This window comes from Bradyrhizobium sp. UBA2491 (assembly GCF_002341725.1).
Lineage (GTDB): Bacteria > Pseudomonadota > Alphaproteobacteria > Rhizobiales > Xanthobacteraceae > Bradyrhizobium.
In genome coordinates, this window is the sequence record NZ_DDOP01000013.1 from 25,005 (window position 1) to 44,530 (window position 19,526).

General features: G+C 66.1%; 17 protein-coding genes and 1 other RNA gene. 8 read left to right on the top strand and 10 right to left on the bottom strand.

Annotated features, from left to right (window positions below):
* Window positions 1-8: 8 nt before the first annotated feature.
* From B2W55_RS03145 to tkt, 8 genes are all read right to left on the bottom strand, one after another.
* A complete protein-coding gene (locus tag B2W55_RS03145) occupies window positions 9-803 on the bottom strand; it encodes an inositol monophosphatase family protein (RefSeq protein ID WP_024579220.1) in 795 nt (264 codons plus the stop codon).
* A 237-nt stretch (window positions 804-1,040) separates the two neighbouring features.
* The gene (locus B2W55_RS03150; protein ID WP_024579219.1) at window positions 1,041-2,120 is read right to left on the bottom strand and encodes a tetratricopeptide repeat protein; all 1,080 of its coding nucleotides are present in this window, start codon (window positions 2,118-2,120) and stop codon (window positions 1,041-1,043) included.
* A 7-nt stretch (window positions 2,121-2,127) separates the two neighbouring features.
* The gene (locus B2W55_RS03155; protein WP_024579218.1) at window positions 2,128-2,805 is read right to left on the bottom strand and encodes a thiamine phosphate synthase; all 678 of its coding nucleotides are present in this window, start codon (window positions 2,803-2,805) and stop codon (window positions 2,128-2,130) included.
* Window positions 2,806-3,846: a class I fructose-bisphosphate aldolase gene (locus B2W55_RS03160; RefSeq protein WP_024579217.1), complete on the bottom strand. Its 1,041-nt coding sequence runs from the start codon at window positions 3,844-3,846 to the stop codon at window positions 2,806-2,808.
* A 179-nt stretch (window positions 3,847-4,025) separates the two neighbouring features.
* Complete coding sequence (gene fba / locus B2W55_RS03165) at window positions 4,026-5,093, bottom strand: class II fructose-bisphosphate aldolase (protein WP_024579216.1); 1,068 nt, start codon at window positions 5,091-5,093, stop codon at window positions 4,026-4,028.
* Window positions 5,094-5,134: 41 nt separating this feature from the next.
* Window positions 5,135-6,328 (bottom strand): phosphoglycerate kinase, encoded by a 1,194-nt coding sequence (locus B2W55_RS03170; RefSeq protein ID WP_024579215.1) that lies wholly within the window; start codon window positions 6,326-6,328, stop codon window positions 5,135-5,137.
* Window positions 6,329-6,510: 182 nt separating this feature from the next.
* Window positions 6,511-7,518, bottom strand: coding sequence for a type I glyceraldehyde-3-phosphate dehydrogenase (gap, locus tag B2W55_RS03175; RefSeq protein ID WP_024579214.1), 1,008 nt, complete (start codon window positions 7,516-7,518; stop codon window positions 6,511-6,513).
* 165 nt (window positions 7,519-7,683) lie between these two features.
* The gene (tkt, locus tag B2W55_RS03180; RefSeq protein WP_024579213.1) at window positions 7,684-9,666 is read right to left on the bottom strand and encodes a transketolase; all 1,983 of its coding nucleotides are present in this window, start codon (window positions 9,664-9,666) and stop codon (window positions 7,684-7,686) included.
* A 324-nt stretch (window positions 9,667-9,990) separates the two neighbouring features.
* Between tkt and B2W55_RS03185 the strand changes: the two genes are divergently transcribed.
* The 6 genes from B2W55_RS03185 (at window position 9,991) to B2W55_RS03210 (ending at window position 14,469) form a co-directional block, all read left to right on the top strand.
* A complete protein-coding gene (locus tag B2W55_RS03185; RefSeq protein ID WP_021076487.1) occupies window positions 9,991-10,311 on the top strand; it encodes a DUF4164 domain-containing protein in 321 nt (106 codons plus the stop codon).
* Window positions 10,308-10,691, top strand: a complete 384-nt coding sequence (locus tag B2W55_RS03190; protein ID WP_024579212.1) for a cell division protein ZapA — start codon at window positions 10,308-10,310, stop codon at window positions 10,689-10,691. Before B2W55_RS03185 ends, B2W55_RS03190 begins: the two co-directional genes overlap by 4 nt.
* Window positions 10,692-10,862: 171 nt before the next feature.
* Window positions 10,863-11,023: non-coding RNA, 6S RNA (gene ssrS, locus B2W55_RS03195), on the top strand.
* A 173-nt stretch (window positions 11,024-11,196) separates the two neighbouring features.
* Window positions 11,197-11,775 (top strand): 5-formyltetrahydrofolate cyclo-ligase, encoded by a 579-nt coding sequence (locus tag B2W55_RS03200; protein ID WP_024579211.1) that lies wholly within the window; start codon window positions 11,197-11,199, stop codon window positions 11,773-11,775.
* 2 nt (window positions 11,776-11,777) lie between these two features.
* Window positions 11,778-12,605: a TIGR00282 family metallophosphoesterase gene (locus B2W55_RS03205; protein WP_024579210.1), complete on the top strand. Its 828-nt coding sequence runs from the start codon at window positions 11,778-11,780 to the stop codon at window positions 12,603-12,605.
* Between the two features lie 91 nt (window positions 12,606-12,696).
* The gene (locus B2W55_RS03210; protein ID WP_024579209.1) at window positions 12,697-14,469 is read left to right on the top strand and encodes an adenylate/guanylate cyclase domain-containing protein; all 1,773 of its coding nucleotides are present in this window, start codon (window positions 12,697-12,699) and stop codon (window positions 14,467-14,469) included.
* On the opposite strand, the gene B2W55_RS03215 is transcribed toward B2W55_RS03210, so the two are convergent.
* Both B2W55_RS03215 and B2W55_RS03220 read right to left on the bottom strand, forming a co-directional pair.
* A complete protein-coding gene (locus B2W55_RS03215; protein WP_024579208.1) occupies window positions 14,470-15,894 on the bottom strand; it encodes a methyl-accepting chemotaxis protein in 1,425 nt (474 codons plus the stop codon).
* A 111-nt stretch (window positions 15,895-16,005) separates the two neighbouring features.
* Window positions 16,006-17,766 carry a methyl-accepting chemotaxis protein gene (locus tag B2W55_RS03220; protein WP_024579207.1) on the bottom strand — a complete coding sequence of 587 codons (1,761 nt, stop codon included), beginning with the start codon at window positions 17,764-17,766 and terminating at the stop codon, window positions 16,006-16,008.
* Between the two features lie 193 nt (window positions 17,767-17,959).
* Between B2W55_RS03220 and B2W55_RS03225 the strand changes: the two genes are divergently transcribed.
* Entirely contained in the window at window positions 17,960-18,706 is a 747-nt protein-coding gene (locus tag B2W55_RS03225) for a YebC/PmpR family DNA-binding transcriptional regulator (protein ID WP_024579206.1), read from the top strand.
* Window positions 18,707-18,922: 216 nt separating this feature from the next.
* Complete coding sequence (gene ruvC / locus B2W55_RS03230) at window positions 18,923-19,450, top strand: crossover junction endodeoxyribonuclease RuvC (RefSeq protein ID WP_024579205.1); 528 nt, start codon at window positions 18,923-18,925, stop codon at window positions 19,448-19,450.
* Window positions 19,451-19,526 lie beyond the last annotated feature (76 nt).

A 19,526-nucleotide genomic window follows, 5' to 3' on the forward strand; every position in this document is an offset into this window, starting at 1 on the left:
CCGCCGCGCTACTGCCCGAGCGGCTTCAGGATCTTGATCAGCTCGCCGTGCACGGTCTCGTTGCCGCAGACGACGTGGCCGGTTTGCAGCGGATCGTCATTGCCCTGGATGCCCGAGACGGTGCCGCCGGCTTCCCGCACCATCAGCAGCCCGGCCGCAAGGTCCCAGGGTTGCAGATTGCGTTCCCAGAAGCCGTCGAAGCGGCCGGCGGCGACGAAGGCGAGATCGAGCGAGGCGGCGCCGAAGCGGCGGAAGCCCGCGACCTTGCTTTGCAGCGCTGCCATCTCCTGTAGCGCGAGCTGGTGGTTGCCGCGGCCGATATGCGGCAGGCCGCAGGCGACCACGCATTCGTTGAGCTGGCGGCGGCCGGCGACGCGCAGCCGCTGGTCGTTGAGGAATGCGCCCTTGCCGCGCTCGGCGATGTATAGCTCGTCATTGGCGGGGTTGTAGATCACGCCCGCGATCACGGTGTCCTCGCGCAACAACCCGATCGAGATCGCGAATTGCGGGATGCCGTGCAGGAAATTGGTGGTGCCGTCGAGCGGATCGACGATCCAGGTGTGACTCTTGTCCGAGCCCTCGCGCTTGCCGCCTTCCTCGCCGAGGAACCCGTAGCCGGGCCGAGCCTTTTCGAGGTCGGTGTAGAGCATCTCCTCGGCGCGCTTGTCGGCGAGCGAGACGAAGTTCGCCGGTCCCTTCAGCGAGACCTGGAGATGTTCGATCTCGCCGAGGTCGCGCTTGAGGCTGCGGCCGGCGCGGCGCGCGGCCTTGACCATGACATTGATGAGGGCGGAGTAGAGCATGATGAGAACGCTTGTGACCGAGAGATTGTGAATGTCGATAAGGCGGCGGGCGCAAATCTCAGCCCGTCATCCTGAGGAGCGCGAAGCGCGTCTCGAAGGATCGACAGCCCGGTCCGGGGCCGTGCATCCTTCGAGGCTCGCTCCGCTCGCACCTCAGGATGACGGGCGAAAAGAGAACGGAACGCGGCCACCTAGGCTTCGAACTGGGTGCCCTCTGGAAGTGGCGCCGTCAAGGCGTCATTTGACGTTGTTTCCGATCCATTTGCGCGCGGCTGCCTCGCCCTTGGCGCGGTCCTCGGGGGTCATATCGGCGAGGATGTCGTCGAGCTCGGGGTCGCCCTTGCCGGCGGTCTTGGCGACGGTGTGCCATTTCAGCGCCTCGACCTTGTCGACCGGAGCGCCGGCGCCGGTCGCCAGCACGTGGGCGAGGCGGTTTTGCGCGATCGGGCTGTTCTGCCGGGCGGCCTTGCGCAGCAGCGCGATCGCCGCCGGGACGTTGCGCGGGGTTCCGGAGCCGTTGTAGAGCGCGATGGCATACTCGACTTCGGCATCGACATTGTCGGCCAGCGAGGCCGCCTGTAGCAGCCGCGCCGCCTTTTCGAGGTCCTTCGGGACGCCGGTGCCTTCCTTGTAAAAGGTCGCGAGCGCGTATTGCGCCTCGGGGCTGCCGGCGTCCGCGGCCATCCGCAGCAGCTCGGCGGAGCGCTTGAGATCCTGCGGCAGGGTCTGGCCATCGAGATAGAGCAGCGCCAGATTATAGGCCGCCTTGGGCTCGCCGAGCTTGGCGGCCGAGGCCAAAAGCTTGACCGCGGCATCCTTGTCCACCGTGCCGCCGCGGCCGGCGATCTTCATCATGGCCAGCGCGAACATCGCCTCGCGGTCGCCGGCATCGGAGGCGCGCTTGTACCAGTCGTCGGCCTTGGCATAGTCGCGCTTGACGCCGAGCCCGTTGGCATAGAGCTCGCCCAGCATCGTCATGGCCTTGGCATCGTTGTTCTGCGCGCGCACCGTCGCGAGGTCGAATGCGGTCTTGTACATGCCGCGCTGATAGGCGCCGTAGACGAGGTCGACATTGGGATCGTCCGGGGTCGGCGACGGCGTCGGAGCGGGGGTCGCCGATGCGCCGGGCTTCGGCGTCGCGGCAGGCTTCGGCGTGGGCTTCTTCGCGACCGGCGAATGCACTTTCGGCTTCGGCTTTTCCTCCTTCTTCGCAGGCGGCGGCGTCTGCGCCGGCGGCGTGATCGAAAGCTGCGCGGCCGCGCCGCTCGCCAGCATCATGCAGCCGAGCGCAACACCTATCGGACGCAGGCATTTCATTCCGGCGTCATCCCTCGGCCTTGGCCGTTCCGAACGTGCCGGCATGCGCCCGCGCGATCGCCTCGCCGATCTCGACGAGGGCGGCCTTCGCGCCGCGCGGATCGGACCAGACGATCTCGCCGACCAGCACGAAATCGGCGCCGGCGGCCGCGAATGCCTCGGCCTCCTCGCGCGAGGTCGCGAACCCGACGCACGGCGGCTCGAACAATTCGTCCCACCATTCCAGCCGCTCGGCGATCGCCTCAGGCGAAGGCCGCTGCCCCTTGGCGTCGGGCTCGCCGAACAGCACGTAGTCGGCGCCGGCTTCGCCCGCGGCCATCGAATCGTGGCGCGTCGCGAGCCCGCCGACGCCGACGATGCGGTCGGGCTTCAGCGAGGGCATTGCCTCTTCCATCGCGGCAATGCCGCCCAGATGCGCACCATCGGCGCCGGCGCGGGCCACGATGTCAGGATGGCCGTCGATCAGCAGCGCCGCGCCGGCGCTCTGGATCGCAGGCGCCAGCGCCTTGACAGTGGAGATCATGCTGCGCGGGTCGCTCTCGCGCAGCCGCACCAGAACCGCCGCGACGTCGGCCGCGGCGAGCAATTCGGGCAGCGCGGCCGCGAGCTGCGCCGGCTCGTCGACCGGCGGCGTCGCCAGATAGAGACGCGGCGCCGGCCGCGGTGGAACGGGCTTGGTGGCCAACTATGCCGCCTGTTTTTCGAGGCCGGCTTCCCAATTGCCGGTGCTGGCCAGCCCGTTCATCCGGGCGCGATGCGAGAAGGCGCGCTGGCCGGCGGGGACATTGTCGGGCTTGCCGGACCACGCCTGCTGCGGCGCGGCCTGTAGCGCGCGGCCATAGGAGAAGGTCAGCTTCCACGGCAGATTACCGATCTTGTTCATGGCGTCGAGATGCGCGGTCGCTTCCTCGTCGCTCTGCCCGCCGGAGAGGAAGGCGATGCCGGGCACCGCGGCCGGCACGCAGCTCTTGAGCAGGCGGATGGTCTTCTCGGCGACTTCCTGCACCGGCGCCTGCTTGGGGCATTTCTTGCCGGAAATCGCCATGTTCGGCTTCAGGATCATGCCTTCGAGCGCGACCCGCTGCACCCGCAATTCCTGGAAGGTGCGGTTCAGCACCCGCTGCGTCACCTCATAGCAGCGGTCGATGTCGTGATCGCCGTCCATCAGCACTTCCGGCTCGACGATCGGTACGATCTGCGCGGCCTGGCACAGCGCGGCGTAGCGCGCCAGCGCGTGGGCATTGACGCGGATCGCGGTCATGGTGGGAATGCCGCGGCTGCCGGCGCCGGATCCGATATCGATCACCGCGCGCCATTTCGCAAAGCGCGCTCCGCGGTCGTAATATTTCTTCAGCCGCTCGGCGAGCTTGTCGAGGCCGACAGTGACGAGTTCGCCGGGGCAGTTCGGCAGCGCCTGGGTGCCTTCGTCGACCTTGATGCCGGGGATCGCGCCTGCCTGCTCGATCAGCTTGACCAGTGGCGTGCCGTCCTTGGCGTTTTGCCAGATCGTCTCGTCGTAGAGGATGACGCCGGAGATGTACTTGCTCATCGCCTCCTGCGAGCGGAACAACATCTCGCGATAGTCGCGGCGATTGTCTTCGGTCGAATCGACCTTGATGGCGTCGAACCGCTTCTTGATGGTGCCGGAGGATTCGTCGGCGGCGAGAAGGCCCTTGCCCGGGGTAACCATGGCAAGTGCAACTTTGTTGAGGTCAGCGAGGTTCATTGGGGAACATCCTCCAGAGCCATTGCCTTTGCGAGCCAAAATAGGCGGTTCTCGGGCAATTGCCTAGAAAACGTTCGTCGCGGCAGGTGTTTGTCGCAGCCGGCGATCAAGCCCCGGGACACCGTTTCCAACTGCGTCAGAACCGGTGTCCCGCCTTAATGATTGAGGGCGATCCGTTGTCAGGCGACCTTGGGATCGAGCTCGCCCTTGGCGTAGCGCTTGGCCATTTCGGCCGTGGTCAGGACCTTCTTGATCTTGCTGGCCTGGCCCGCGGTGTTGAACTCCTGCAGGCGCTGCTTGCACAGCTTGGTCATCGCTTCCATCGCGGGCTTCAGGTATTTGCGCGGATCGAACTCTTCCGGGTTGTCCTTCAGCACCTTGCGGATCTGGCCGGTCATCGCCATCCGGTTGTCGGTGTCGATGTTGATCTTGCGTACGCCGTTCTTGATGCCGCGCTGGATCTCGGCGACCGGCACGCCCCAGGTCGGCTTCATCTTGCCGCCATTGGCGTTGATGATCTCCTGCAACTCCTGCGGCACCGACGAGGAGCCGTGCATCACCAGATGCGTGTTCGGCAGCTTGCGGTGGATCTCCTCGATCACGTTCATGGCGAGGATGTCGCCGTCGGGCTTGCGGGTGAATTTGTAGGCACCGTGCGAGGTGCCCATCGCGATCGCCAGCGCGTCGACCTTGGTCTCCTTGACGAACTTCACGGCTTCGTCCGGATTGGTCAGCAACTGGTCGTGCGACAGCTTGCCCTCGGCGCCGTGGCCGTCTTCCTTGTCGCCCATGCCGGTCTCGAGCGAACCGAGCACGCCGAGCTCGCCTTCCACCGAGATGCCGCCGAGATGGGCCATGCCGGTCACGGTCCTGGTGACGCCGACATTGTAGTCCCAGTCGCCGGGGGTCTTGCCGTCGGCCTTCAGCGAACCGTCCATCATGACCGAGGTGAAGCCGGCCTGGATCGCGGTCATGCAGGTGGCGGGCTCGTTGCCGTGGTCGAGATGCACGCAAACCGGGATCTGCGGGTAGATCTCGGTGACGGCGTCCATCATGTGCTTGAGCATGACGTCGTTGGCATAGGAGCGCGCGCCGCGCGAGGCCTGGATGATGACAGGGGCGTCGACCTCGGAGGCGGCGGCCATGATCGACAGCGCCTGCTCCATGTTGTTGATGTTGAAGGCGGGTACGCCGTAATCGTGCTCGGCCGCGTGATCGAGCAGTTGCCGCAACGTTATGCGAGCCATTCCATTTTCTCCCTGTATTACGCGTTCGGATTCGAACTAAATCAACGGTTCTTCAAAACTTCGACGCCCGGCAGCGGCTTGCCTTCCATCCATTCAAGAAACGCGCCGCCCGCGGTCGAGACGTAGGAAAAGTCACCCGCCACGCCCGCCTGGTTCAGCGCCGCGACGGTGTCGCCGCCGCCGGCGACCGAAACCAGCTTCTTGGCCTTGGTACGCTCGGCGGCATGCTTGGCCGACACCACGGTGCCGCGGTCGAACGGCGTCAATTCGAAGGCGCCGAGCGGCCCGTTCCAGACCAGCGTCGCCGCGTCGTCGATCGCGGAATGGATCCGCGCGATCGATTGCGGGCCGACGTCGAGGATCATGCCGTCGGCCGGGATCGCGTCGAGGCCGTAGGCATGCGACGGCGCGTTGGCGGCGAACTGGCTGGCGACCACGGCGTCGACCGGAAGGATGATCGCGCAATTCGCCGCGTTGGCCTTCTCCATGATCCGCAGCGCGGTCGCGGCGAGGTCCTTTTCGGCGAGCGACTTGCCGACCGGAATGCCCTGCGCGTGCAGGAAGGTGTTGGCCATGCCGCCGCCGATCACCAGCGCGTCGACCTTGGTCACGAGGTTTTCCAGCAGGTCGATCTTGGTCGAGACCTTGGCGCCGCCGATGATCGCGATGACGGGTTTGGTCGGCGCTTCCAGCGCCTTGCCGAGCGCGTCGAGCTCGGCCTGCATGGTGCGGCCGGCATAGGCCGGCAGCTTGTGGCCGAGGCCTTCGGTCGAGGCGTGGGCGCGGTGCGCGGCGGAGAAGGCGTCGTTGACCCAGATGTCGCCGAGCTTTGCCAGCTCTGCGACGAATCCGGCGTCGTTCTTTTCCTCTTCCTTGTGGAAGCGGGTGTTCTCGAGGCAGAGGATGTCGCCATCCTTGAGCGCCGCGACCGCGTTGGCCGCGGCCTCTCCGATGCAATCCTCGGCGAAGGCCACCGGGCGCTTGATGACCTTCGACAGCGCTTCGGCGACCGGCTTCAGCGAGTCCTTGGCATCGCGGCCCTTGGGCCGGCCGAAATGGGCGAGCAGGATCACCTTGCCGCCCTTGTCGGAAATCTCGGTGATGGTGGGGGCAACGCGCTCGAGCCGGGTAGCGTCGGTGACGCGGCCGCCCTCCATGGGGACGTTGAGGTCGACGCGCAGCAGCACGCGCTTGCCCTTCACGTTGACGTCGTCGAGGGTGCGGAATCTGGCCATGTCTGATCACTCGCTGACTTGCGGCACTACGGCGGATCGCGTTGGGGCGGGTCGCCTTCCTGCCGGGACGTAACCTTCATGCCCTGGCGGATGCCGTACGCGATCAAGCCGAGAAGCAAGATCGCGCCGGGAATTCCGATCCAGGGTGGAAGCGTCGACACCTGGTTAAGAGCAGTCTGGGCTTAAATCAGCTTGCCGATCGCGACGGCGGTGTCGGCCATGCGGTTCGAGAAGCCCCACTCATTGTCGTACCAGGACATCACGCGCACGAAATTGCCGTTCTGCACCTTGGTCTGGTCCATGTGGAAGGTGGACGAGTGCGGATCGTGGTTGAAGTCGATCGAGACGTTCGGCGCGTTGGTGTAGCCGAGGATGCCCTTGAGCTGCTGCTCGGCGGCGCGCTTCATCGCCTCGTTGATCTCGGCGACGTTGGTTTCGCGCTTGGCGACGATCTTGAGGTCGATGACCGACACGTTCGGCGTGGGGACGCGAACCGAGACGCCGTCGAGCTTGCCCTTCAGCTCCGGCAGCACCAGGCCAATCGCCTTGGCGGCGCCGGTCGAGGTCGGGATCATCGACATCGCAGCCGCGCGGCCGCGATAGAGGTCCTTGTGCAGGGTGTCGAGCGTCGGCTGGTCGCCGGTATAGGCGTGGATCGTGGTCATGAAGCCGGTCTCGATGCCGACGGTGTCGTTCAGGACCTTGGCAACCGGCGCCAGGCAGTTGGTGGTGCACGAACCGTTGGAGATCACCAGGTGATCCTTGGTCAGCGTGTCGTGGTTGACGCCGTAGACGATGGTGGCGTCCGCGCCGTCGGCGGGCGCCGAGACGAGCACGCGCTTGGCGCCGGCGGTCAGGTGCGCGGAGGCCTTGTCCTTGGCGGTGAAGATGCCGGTGCATTCCAGCGCGACGTCGACGCCGAGCGCCTTCCAGGGCAGCTTGGAGGGATCGCGTTCGGCCGAGACCTTGATCTTGCCGCTACCGAGGTCGATCGAGTCGCCGTCCACGGTCACGGTGCCGGGGAAGCGGCCGTGCACGGAATCGAAGCGCAGCAGGTGCGCATTGGTCTCGACCGGACCGAGGTCGTTGATGCCGACAACCTCGATGTCCTTGCGGCCGGACTCGGCGATGGCGCGCAACACATTGCGGCCGATACGCCCAAACCCGTTGATCGCGACGCGGACTGCCATGGCTCGTCTCTCCTCTAATAGCTGCTGCCGGCCCCGCGGGAGGGCTCCCACGAGGGTTTTACGGCGGAACGCCCGGTTCAGCCGGGCGCGTACGGAAAAGATGGAGCTTTGGTAATCCTTTTTCGCGGCAAGCTCAACCTTCGGCAGGCGGGTGTCAGGCCAGCGTCAGGCGCGCTTCGTGGCAGCGTTAACGACAGCCTCGGCGGTAATGCCGAAATGCGGGAAAAGGTCCTTCGCCGGGGCGCTGGCGCCGAATCCGTGCATGCCGATGAAATCGCCGTCGTGGCCGATCACGGCGTCCCAGCCCCAACGCACCGCAGCCTCGATCGCGATCTTGACCGGAGCCTTGCCGATAATGGCGTTTTGCCGCTCGGCAGGCTGCGCCAGCAGCAATTCCAGCGACGGGACCGAGACCACCCGCGTCGGGATGCCGCGCCCGGCGAGCTGCTTCTGTGCCTCGACCGCGATCTGGACCTCGGAACCGGACGCGAACAATGACACTTTTGCGTCACCCTGCGCCGCGACCAGTTCGTAGGCGCCGTGGCTGCACGGATTGTCGTTTGGCGCTGACGTACGCAACTGCGGCAGGTTCTGGCGGGTCAGCGCCAGCACCGTCGGTCCGTCGATGCGGTTGAGCGCCAATTCCCAGCACTCCGCGGTCTCGACCGCGTCGCACGGACGGAACACGCGCATGTTGGGCATTGCGCGCAGCGCGGAGAGATGCTCCACCGGCTGGTGCGTCGGGCCGTCCTCGCCGAGGCCGATCGAATCGTGGGTCATGACGTAAACCACGCCGGTGCCCATCAGCGCCGACAGCCGCATCGCGCCGCGCGCGTAGTCGGTGAACACCAGGAAGGTGGCGCCGTTCGGCGCGAAGCCGCCATGCAGGAAGAGGCCGTTGAGGCACGCTGCCATGCCGTGCTCGCGGATGCCGTAATGGATGAAGCGGCCCTTCGGCGTCTTGGCGCCGAATGCGGTCGCCGACTTCGCCTTGTTGTTGTTGGAGCCGGTGAGGTCGGCGGAGCCGGCGACGAATTCCATCGGCATCGCCGCCGCGATCACCTCGATCGCAGCTTCCGACGATTTGCGGGTCGCGATGTTGAGCGGATTTTCCAAGAGCCCCTTCTTGAAGGCGCGCAGCCCCTTGGCGAGCGCCTGCGGCCGCTCGTGACGGATGCGGCGTTCGAACTCGGCGCGCTTGCGGTTGCCGAGCTGGCTGAACTGCTCGTCCCAGGCCTTGTGCTCGGCGGCGCCGCGGGCACCCGCCTCGCGCCAGGCCTTCAGCACGTCGTCGGGCACCGAGAACGGCTCCAGCGAGATGCCGAGCTTCTCCTTGGCGCCCTTGAGCTCAGCGGCGCCGAGCGCTTCACCATGCGCCTTGGCGGTGCCGGCCCGGGTGGGTGCCCCGAAGCCGATCGTGGTCTTGCAGGCGATCAGCGAAGGCTTGTTGGACTTCTGCGCGCGGGTGATTGCAGCCGCGATCGCCTGCGGATCATGGCCGTCGATCAATTCCGCGGCCCAGCCAGCGGACTTGAAGCGCTTCACCTGGTCGACGGAATCGGCGATCGAGGTCGGGCCGTCGATCGAGATGCCGTTGTCGTCGTACAGCACGATCATCTTGTTGAGCCGCCAGACGCCGGCGAGCGCGATCGCTTCCTGCGAGATGCCTTCCATCAGGTCGCCGTCGGAGGCGAGCACGTAGGTGTGGTGGTTGACGATCTTCTTGCCGAACTCGGCGGCGAGCATCTTCTCGGCGAGCGCCATGCCGACCGCGGTCGCGATGCCCTGGCCGAGCGGACCGGTGGTGGTCTCGATGCCCTTGGTGTGGAAATTCTCCGGATGTCCCGGCGTCAGCGATCCGAGCTGGCGGAAATGCTTGATCTGGTCGAGCGTCATGTCCTTGTTGCCGGTGAGGTACAGCAAGGCATAGAGCAGCATCGAGCCGTGACCGGCGGACAGCACGAAGCGATCGCGATCGGGCCACGCCGTGTCGGCCGCATCGAACTTCAGGAATTGCGTGAACAGGACGGTCGCGATGTCGGCGGCGCCCATCGGCAGGCCGGGATGGCCGGAATTCGCCTTCTCGACGGCGTCCATGGCAAGGCCACGGATCGCATTGGCCATACGGGTGTGATCGACCTGCGTCATGATGAAAAGTCCGCCTGGAATGAGGAGCTGATTGCTGGACGCATCGGGGCGGGCAGCCGCGATACGCGCGTGGAGTGGCCTTACGGGTTGGAGGGTGGATTAGCACCTCAATTCCGCAAGTCCAAGGCGATGAAACGCCCCAAAACGGGGAAAAGTTGCTCGAAATCGCCCAATTTCATTGAACGGTGCATAGTTCTGCGCCGCCGTTGCGCTGGGCTCGCTTGCCACGTAAATTTCGTCCCGTAAACGCTTGCCGAACCGCCAGTTTTGCCGTGCGGCGGGCCTATCTCAAACGGGCTATCCCAGGGATTTACGCCGCGTGTCATGAGTGATCGTCTCGCCAACGGGTCTGGCAATACCGAGGCACCGCTTGCCGATATCGATGCTGCGACCAAGCGGCTGATGGCCGCGCTCGATGCGCTGGAGAGCTCGGTGGAGCGCCGCCGCGAGGCCGACCGCGACGAGAACGAATTGGCGAGCCGGATCCAGGCACTCGGCGCCGATCGCTCGCGCCTCGCCGACGAGCTCGACGGATCGCTGGTGAAGACGCGCAAGCTCGAGCGCGTCAATCGTGACATCGCGGAAAAGCTCGACGCGGCGATCGGCACGATCCGTGCCGTGCTCGCGGGCGGAGAGGGCAGATGAGCCACATCAACGTCACCATCAATGGCCGGCAATACCGGATGGCCTGCGAGGAAGGCCAGGAGGTGCGGCTGCTGAAGCTCGCGGAGAATCTCCAGCAGCGCGTCGAATCGCTGCGCGGCAAGTTCGGTGAGATCGGCGACGCGCGGCTCACCGTGATGGCGGCGCTCACCGCCTGCGACGAGCTGGTCGATGCCAGCGCGCGCATCCGCAGCCTCGAGGAGGAGGTCGAGCAACTGCGCAATGCGCGCGTCGCGGCCACCGATCGCGCCCGCGCCACCCAGACCGCGGTCTCCAACGCGCTCAACGCCGCGGCCGAACGGATCGAGCGCACCACGCAGGTGCTCAACCGCACCATCGGCGGCGGCATCGCGATCGGGTAGCCACTGTCGTCCCGGCGGAGGCCGGGACCCATACTCCGCGGCCCATCGAGTTTGGGCGGCGCGAGTTGGTACCCTCTGCAACGATGAACAGCGGTGGTTATGGGTCCCGGCCTTCGCCGGGACGACGAGGTACCGCTGGCGGATTGCGGCAACGATCGCTACATTGGCCCGGCGAAGCTGCGTTGCGCGTCAGGAGCCATATATCCCCGGGGCCTTATCGATCCTTTAGGGAACTGTCCCTGGCCGGGTCCGTGGACCCGGACATATGGTGCCCACCTACTTTCGTAGGGAACTCCGGGATCGAGCGCTCCAACGGCCTCTGCGGCTTCGCACTTGGTTTTTGCTGTTGCCTTGTCGTCGCGCTGCGGCGGTCTGATTGTGTGGCAGTGTCGTGCCCTGCGACGTGGGGCATCCAGTGCGCCGCGGCCTGGCCAAACGAATGCTCGCGTCTCTGGAATTGCCGGCTCGTCCGCATTTGGCGGACGATGACAGCGGAAGATGGATCATGCACGCATCTCCATCGAAGGCCGAACTTCGGGCCCTCGCGCTCGCCAAGCGCGATGCGCTGAGCGACGAGCAGCGCGCCGCGGCGGCCGAGGCGCTCGCCAGGCGCGGCGCCCCGTTCGAGATCACGCAAGGCATGATCATCTCCGGCTATGCGCCGATCCGCAGCGAGCTCGATCCGGCGCCACTGATGAAGAAGCTGGCCGACAAAGGCGCGCGGCTGGCGCTGCCCTGCATCAATGCGCGCGGCCAGTCGCTGACCTTCCGCAGCTGGTCGCCGCAGGACCGCCTGATGCTCGGCCCGCTCGGCATTCCCGAGCCGTCGCCGGCCGCGGCCGAGGTGCATCCCGACGTGATGCTGGTGCCGCTCGCGGCGTTCGACAAGCTCGGCCACCGCATCGGCTATGGTGCCGGCTATTACGACTATACCTTTGCGCATCTGCGCAAGGCCAAGCATGTGATCGGGGCCGGGATCGCCTTTGCTGCACAGGAAACCAAGGCCATCCCGGCGCTGTCGCACGACGTCCCGCTCGATTATGTGCTAACGGAGCGCAAGACGTTCGATTTCCGGAGTAGCTAGCCTTGCGTATTCTCTTCGTTGGTGACGTCGTCGGCAGGACCGGCCGCACCGCCATCACAGACCATCTTCCGGGCATGATCAGGGACTGGTCGCTCGATCTCGTCGTCGTCAATGGCGAGAATTCCGCTGGCGGCTTCGGCATCACCGAGGCGATCTACCAGGAGCTGCTCGATGCTGGCGCGGACGCGATCACGCTCGGCAACCATGCCTGGAATCAGAAGGAGGCGCTGGTCTTCATCGAGCGCGCGCCGCGCCTGATCCGCCCGTTGAATTTTCCGCGCCATTCGCCCGGCCGCGGCGCGACGCTGGTCGATACCAAGAACGGCAAGCGCGCGCTCGTGCTCAATGCGATCGGCCGCGTGTTCATGGAGCCGTCGTCGAACGATCCGTTCAGCGCGATCGACCGCGAGCTCGAGGCCTGCCCGTTGCGCGAGGGCGCCGATGCCATCGTGGTCGATTTCCACGCCGAGGCGACCAGCGAGAAGCAGGGCGTCGGCTTCTTCTGCGACGGCCGCGTCAGCCTCGTGGTCGGCACCCATACCCATGTGCCGACCGCCGATCATCAGGTGCTGCCCGGCGGCACCGCCTATATGAGCGATGCCGGCATGACCGGCGATTATGATTCAGTGATCGGCATGCAGAAGGAGGAGCCGTTGCAGCGCTTCCTCACCGGCATTCCGTCCGGCCGCTTCGAACCGGCCGGCGGCGTCGCGACGCTGAGCGGCATCGCGGTCGAGACCGACGATGCGACCGGGCTGGCGGTCAAGGTCGCGCCGGTGCGCGCCGGCGGCCGGCTCGAGCCCGCGGTGCCGGGGTTCTGGCTGAGCTAGCCTGCGACATCTTGTCGTGCTTTGATGGGCAGTGATTTTGATGGGGCAGTGATTTTCGACCCCCTTTGATTTTTGCTTCCCGGAGATTGCGTTGTCCGAGCGCGTCGAACGTCGTTTGGTGGCCTTGGTGGCGGCGGATGTTGCCGGCTACAGCCGCCTGATGGGCCGCGACGAGGAGCGGACGCTTGGCGACCTGAAGGGCGCCCGCCAGACGCTGGTCGATCCGACCGTCGCGGCCTGCCGGGGCCGCATCGTCAAGACCACCGGCGACGGGATGCTGGTCGAGTTCGCCAGCGCTGTCGACGCGGCGCGCTGCGCCATCGAGGTGCAGCGGGGCATGACCGAACGCAACGCCGCGGTGCCACCCGATCGCAGGATCGAATTCCGCATCGGCATTCACGTCGGCGACATCATCATCGACAGCGACGATATCTTCGGCGACGGCGTCAACATCGCGGCGCGGCTCGAGGGGATGGCCGACCCCGGCGGAATTTGCATTTCGGACGATGCCCATCGGCAAATCCGGGGCAAGGTCGATATCGACTTCGGCGACATGGGCTCGCAGTCGCTGAAAAACATCGCCGAGCCGATGCGCGTATGGCAGATCCGGATCGGCGGTGAGCCCGGCTCGCAGCGCTCGACGCTGCCCTCAGTGCCAGTCGAGCCGCTTGCGCTGCCGGACCGGCCATCGATCGCGGTGCTGCCGTTCGACAACATGAGCGGGGATCGCGAGCAGGATTACTTTGCCGACGGCATGGTGGAGGAGATCATCACCGCGCTGTCGCGGTTCAAGTCATTGTTCGTCATCGCGCGAAATTCGAGCTTTGCCTACAAGAACAAGGCGATCGACATCAAGCGCGTCGGCCGCGAGCTCGGCGTCCGCTACGTGCTGGAAGGCAGCGTGCGCAAGGCCGGCAACCGGGTCCGCATCACCGGTCAGTTGATCGAGGCGGCGACCGGTAACCACATCTGGGCCGATCGCTTCGATGGCGAGCTCGAAGATATTTTCGGTCTGCAAGACAAGGTGACCTCGAGCGTCGTCGGCCTGATCGCGCCCAGGCTCGAGCAGGCCGAGTTCGAGCGGGCACGGCACAAGCCGACTGAAAAGCTCGACAGCTACGACCTGTACCTGCGCGGCATGGCCCTGATTCACCAGCGCGCATCGCTGAGCGACGCCTACGAGCTGTTCAAGCAGGCGATTGCGCTCGATCCGCAGTTCGCCGCGGCGCATGCGATCCTGGCGTGGAGCTGGATGGCCCGGCAGGCCACCAGCGGCTCACCGCTCGACGGCCCGGAGCGGCTCGAGGCGATCAGGCATGCGCGGCTGGCCTCGCGGCTCGGCGAGGAGGATGCCTTCGTGCAGTCGACCGCGGGCCATGTGCTGACCTATCTCGGACACGATTACGACCTCGGCTCGTCGATGGTCGAGGAAGCGATCGCGCTCAATCCCAATCTCGGCTTCGCCTGGTATTCGCGCGGCTGGGTCGCGCTGATGTGCGGCGATACGGAACGCGCGATCGGGAGCTTTGAGCACATGATGCGGCTCAGCCCGCTCGATCCGCTGCGGATCAGCGCCTGGATCGGGACCTCGCATGCCTACTTCTGGCTGGGACGTTTCGAGGAGGGCTGCGAGGCCGCGCGGCGATCGCTGCGCTTCAACACCAACGCGCATTCATTGGGCGCCTTCATCATCAACGCGATCCGCGCCGGCCGGACCGACGAGGCGCGCAAGGCGATCGGGCGGCTGTTGCGGATCCATCCGGGCTTCCGCACCTCGCATGTCAGCGAAGCGTTTCCGGTGCGCGGCGCCGAACTGCGTGACCAGATCGGCGCGGCGCTGCGCGACGCCGGGCTGCCCGAGTAGTCAACCCTGTCTAAAACCCATCCGGAACGCGCCCCAATGGCGGCCGCGCACGGTGATCGGCGACGACAGGTCCTTCATCAAGACGAAATTGCCGCCGCCCATGTCGCGGCGATAAGTCTGCAACAGGAACGGTTTTGTGTTCGCCGCGACTTTGCTCACCGCGCGGTCGTTGAACAGGCGGCGGTTGCGGCAGTTGGCGTTGTTCCAGACCAGGTCCGGCCCCTGCGGCAGCCGGTAGTTCGGATTGTGGGTCGGCAGATAGCCGCTGCGCGCCCAGGCGACGCAGAACACGATGCGCGGGTCGGTCTTCTGGATCGGGTCCTGGATCGCCGGCAGCACGCGGTCGGTGAAGCCGACATAGTCGGTCAGATATTGCTTCGGATTGCTGCCGGCGATCTCGCGATAGTTCTCGTCCATCAATTGCGCCAGCGTGATCTCGCCATGCGCGACGGCCTGCTCGAACAGCTCGGAAATCCGTTTCGCGGTCTCGATCACGACGCGGATCAGCGGCGTATCGCCGGTCTCCACGCCGCTGTCGGCGATGGTCACGATCAGGCTTTCGGAGAGCTCGAGCAGTTTCGCGACCCGCGCGTCGGCGTGCTTGAGGTCGCGCGAGGACAGATCGACGCCCTTGGCGAGTTCGTTCAGCTCCGCGATCACGCTGTCGCAATGCCCGAGATTGGAGGTCGCGGCGCGCGCCACGCTGCCGATCTCGGCGCCGACCGATGAAAAGCCTTGCTGCACGCGGCTGATGATGCCCGAGATCTGCCGGGCGCCTTGGCTGGCGTTCCTGGCGCGCAGCGAGGCGTCGCTGCTCTCGCCGATCAGGCTGCCGATCTGGCCGTCGAGATCGCGTACGGTGTCGGAAATCTGATGCGTCGCCTGGCGGGTCGCCTCGGCGAGGTTTTTCACCTCGCTTGCGACCACCGCAAAACCGCGGCCGGCGGTGCCGGCGCGCGCCGCCTCGATGGTGGCGTTGAGTGCCAGCAGATTGGTCTGCTTGGCGATCGCCTCGATCGAGCCGGAGACCTTGGCGACCTGGCTCAACGCGGAGCCGACCGCGGCGAGCCGGGTCTCGATCCGGCCGACCGCCGCGACGAGTTCAGCGATGTGGCCCACCGCCGTCTCGACCACGTCGCGCGACTCGGCGATCTGGCCGACCGCGGCGGATGCGGTCGATTGCACTGCCTGCGATGCGTTGGCGATGTCGTGATTGGCCGAGACCATGGTCTCGGCGGTGGCCTGCAAATGATGGAATCGCTCCGACTGGTTGGTGACGCGGTTGGCGACTTCCTGGACATTGCCGGCGATGTCGGCGAGTTCGACGCCGAGGCCGCCGATGCGGTCGGCAAGCTGGTCAACGAGCCGTTCGGCCAGCGTCCGGTTCGATGACGTGTCCAGCACTGCGAGCTGCGCGGCCGACATGTTGGCGGATCCTTCCATCGCCGCGGCCGTCGTGCGGCCACAGCATTCCCATCCCAAGACTAAGACGTGATTCGCGCCGCCGGTCTTGCCTGAGCGCGCACGCGTGCCCGCTCAGAGCTTGTAGGCGGTGCGGAAGCCGCCCCAGTGCCGGCCGCGCACCCGGATCGGCACGTCGATCTCGCGCATCATCACGGTGTTGCCGTTGCCCATGTCGCGCGCATAGGTCTGGATCAGATAAGCGCGCTGGTTGCGGCCGGCGGCAAGGCCGGCTGCATCGTTGAAGATGCGGCGGTTGCGGCTGTTGGCGGTGTTGAAGGCGACGTCACCCGGCCGCTGCGGCTGCGAGTAGACCTTGTTGTGGACCGGCAGATAGCCGTTCTGGTCGATCGCGACGCAAAACGCCATCCGCGGATCCTTGGCGAGGAACGCCTCCTGGAACGCCGGCAGCGTGCGCTCCGCCCAGTCCAGCATCCTGGTCCGATGCTGCACCGGGTTGGTGCCGGCGATCTCGACATAGTCGGTATCGAAGATGTCAGCGATCGCAATCGCGCCGCTTGCCAGTCCGTTCTCGAAGATCTTGCTCAGCGCGTGACCGGCCTCCATCGCGCGGGTGACGAACTCGGTGTTCTCCTCGTGAATCGCCCACATCCGGTCTTCGATCTTTTCGCGCAGCTCGGCGCTTGCCGCTTCGAAGCGGGCCTGGCTGCCTGCCTTGGTGCGCTCGCCGATCCTGATCCGGCACGTGCCGACATCCTGCAAGGTCGCGCTCAAGGTCTCATGGGCCGGCAGCTTCCCGACGTCGGGCCCGCCAATCAGGATGCCGTCCATCGCGATCTCGTAGACCGGCGCGGTGACGATGCCGCGCGCGGTCGTGATCTCGATGCCGAGGCTGCAGGGCAGGCGCTCGTTCCTGCGCGGATCGCCGCGTTCGTTCTGGCGCAACAGTACCGCACAGCGCGCTTTCAGTTTCTGGGCGAAGCCGGTAACGGCCTTGCCGGCCGTGGCGACGCTGTCGCCATGCGCGGCGGCTTCGCGGGTCGCACTGTCGATCTCGCCGGCGCTGGTGCCGACCGAGACGATGAAGCTGGAGGCGGAGGCCGCGTTCTGGCCGATCTCGCCGGTGATCTGGTTCTGCTCGGCGACTGCGCCGTTGACGTTCTCGAACACCGGGCGAATCTTTTCGATCGCTTGCGAGATGCGGTGGACGGCATCCGCCGATCCGGTGGCGTCCTTCTGCAACGCCTCGATCTTCCTGGTGATCTCCTCGGTCGCGTTCTGGGTCTGCACCGCCAATGCCTTGACCTCGGTGGCGACCACCGCAAAGCCCTTGCCGGCGGCGCCGGCGCGCGCCGCCTCGATCGTCGAGTTGAGCGCCAGCAGCGTGGTCTGCCGCGCGATCTGCGCGATCAGATTGACGACATTGCCGATCGCGGCCGAGGACTCGCGCAAGCGGTCGACATTGGCGGTCGCCTCGCGCGCCGCGGTCGCGGCGTCGTCGGCGAGCTGGCTGGCGCTGCGCACCTGCGCGCCGATGCCTTCGGCGGAATGGGTGAAGCGGTCGGCGGCCTCGGAGAACGTCGTCGCGGTGCTCTGCGCGTCGCTGCTGCGGCCGGTCAGCGCGTCGGTGCGGGCACGGATGGTCGCGAGCTTGGCAGCCGTCGCCTCGGCGCCGTCGGCGACCGAGCTCGCGGCACGCTCGAGCTGCCGGATCATCGCGCCGAGCTCGAGTTCCAGCAGTTCGAGGATTTCCTTGGACGAATCCTTGGCCGAATCAGCCTCGGCAGAGGTTTCGGGAGCCGCGGCCGGAACTTGCGGCCCGACGGCAGGCGCAGCCGGCTCCGGCACTTGCTTTCGAAACAAACCGAACGCCATTGGGGGGCTCTTGGAAAGTTGCGGCGGGACGCGCGATCCTCGCAAGTCATGGTTAACAAGTGCCTCATATTCCGGCATGCGGTAGTATTCGTTTGCCGGAGGGCCCCGCCGATCCTTTGATTTTGACCGTGAGGGGCCTATAAGGCCGCGTTTTCCACCCTCGTTCAGACCCTAAGCCTCGAAGAGACGTCGCATGGCCGGCCATTCCCAATTCAAGAACATCATGCACCGCAAGGGCCGGCAGGATGCCCAGAAGTCGAAGCTTTTCGGCAAGCTGGCCCGCGAAATCACCGTGGCGGCCAAGCTCGGCACCCCTGATCCGGCGATGAACCCGCGGCTGCGTGCCGCCGTGGTCGCGGCCCGCGCGGAGAACATGCCCAAGGACAATATCGACCGTGCGATCAAGAAGGCCGCCGGCAATGAGGGCGAGAACTATGACGAGATCCGCTACGAGGGCTATGGCCCCGGCGGTGTCGCCGTCATCGTCGAGGCGCTGACCGACAACCGCAACCGCGCCGCCTCCGACATCCGCTCGTTCTTCACCAAGTCCGGCGGTAATCTCGGCGAAACCGGCTCGGTCGCCTTCATGTTCGACCGCACCGGCATCATCGAATACGACGCCAAGGTCGCTTCCGACGACGCCATGCTGGACGCCGCGATCGAGGCCGGCGCCGACGACGTGGTCTCCAGCGAGACCAGCCACGAGGTCTATGCCTCGCAGGACACCTTCCGCGAAGTGGCCAAGGCGCTGGAGGCCAAGTTCGGCGAGCCGCGCAAGGCGGCGCTGACCTGGAAGCCGCAGAACACCATCTCGGTCGACGACGAGACCGGCGAAAAGCTGTTGAAGCTGATGGACCTGCTCAACGAACACGACGACGTGCAGAACGTGTTCGCCAATTTCGAGGTGTCGGACGCGCTGATCGCCAAGATGGGCGGCTGAGTCACCTGTTCTGTTGTCGTCGCCCGGCTCGACCGGCGATCCAGTATTCCAGAGACAGCAGTGCTTGAGCCGATAGGCCGCGGCGTACTGGATCCCCCGCTTTCGCGGAGGGATGACGAGCGAGGCCGGGATGATGAGCGAGGCCTACCGCGACACAGGCGGGGATGGTCTTCCGTTTGTGTTTCGTTCTCGCAGGCTAGGCGGTATCACTACCGCATGACAGCCCAGCCGATTCGCTCTCCCGTCCGCATCATCGGTATCGATCCGGGCCTCCGCCGCACCGGCTGGGGCGTGATCGAGACCGAGGGTAACCGTCTGGTCTATGTCGGCTGCGGTTCGGTCGAGCCGCCGGACAATCTGCCGCTGGCGAGCCGGCTGCTGGCGATCCATGAGGGGCTTGCCGCCGTGCTCGGCGACTTCAAGCCGATGGAAGCCGCGGTCGAGCAGACCTTCGTCAACAAGGACGGCGTCGCGACCCTGAAACTCGGCCAGGCACGCGGCGTCGCCATGCTGGCGCCCGCAATGTTCGGTATTTCGGTCGCCGAATACGCGCCGAACCAGGTCAAGAAGACCGTGGTCGGTGCCGGTCACGCCGAGAAGAACCAGATCCAGGTGATGCTGAAGATCCTGCTGCCGAAGGCCGAGCCGCCGTCCGCCGATGCCGCCGACGCGCTCGCGATCGCGATCACCCACGCCCATCACCGCCAGAGCGCCGCGCTCCGGCTGAAGGTGGCAAACCTATGATCGGCGGTTGCAAGCCTGCGCAATGTGAGGTGAGCACGCTTGTCAGGCTCCCTCCCCCCTTGCGGGGGAGGGTTGG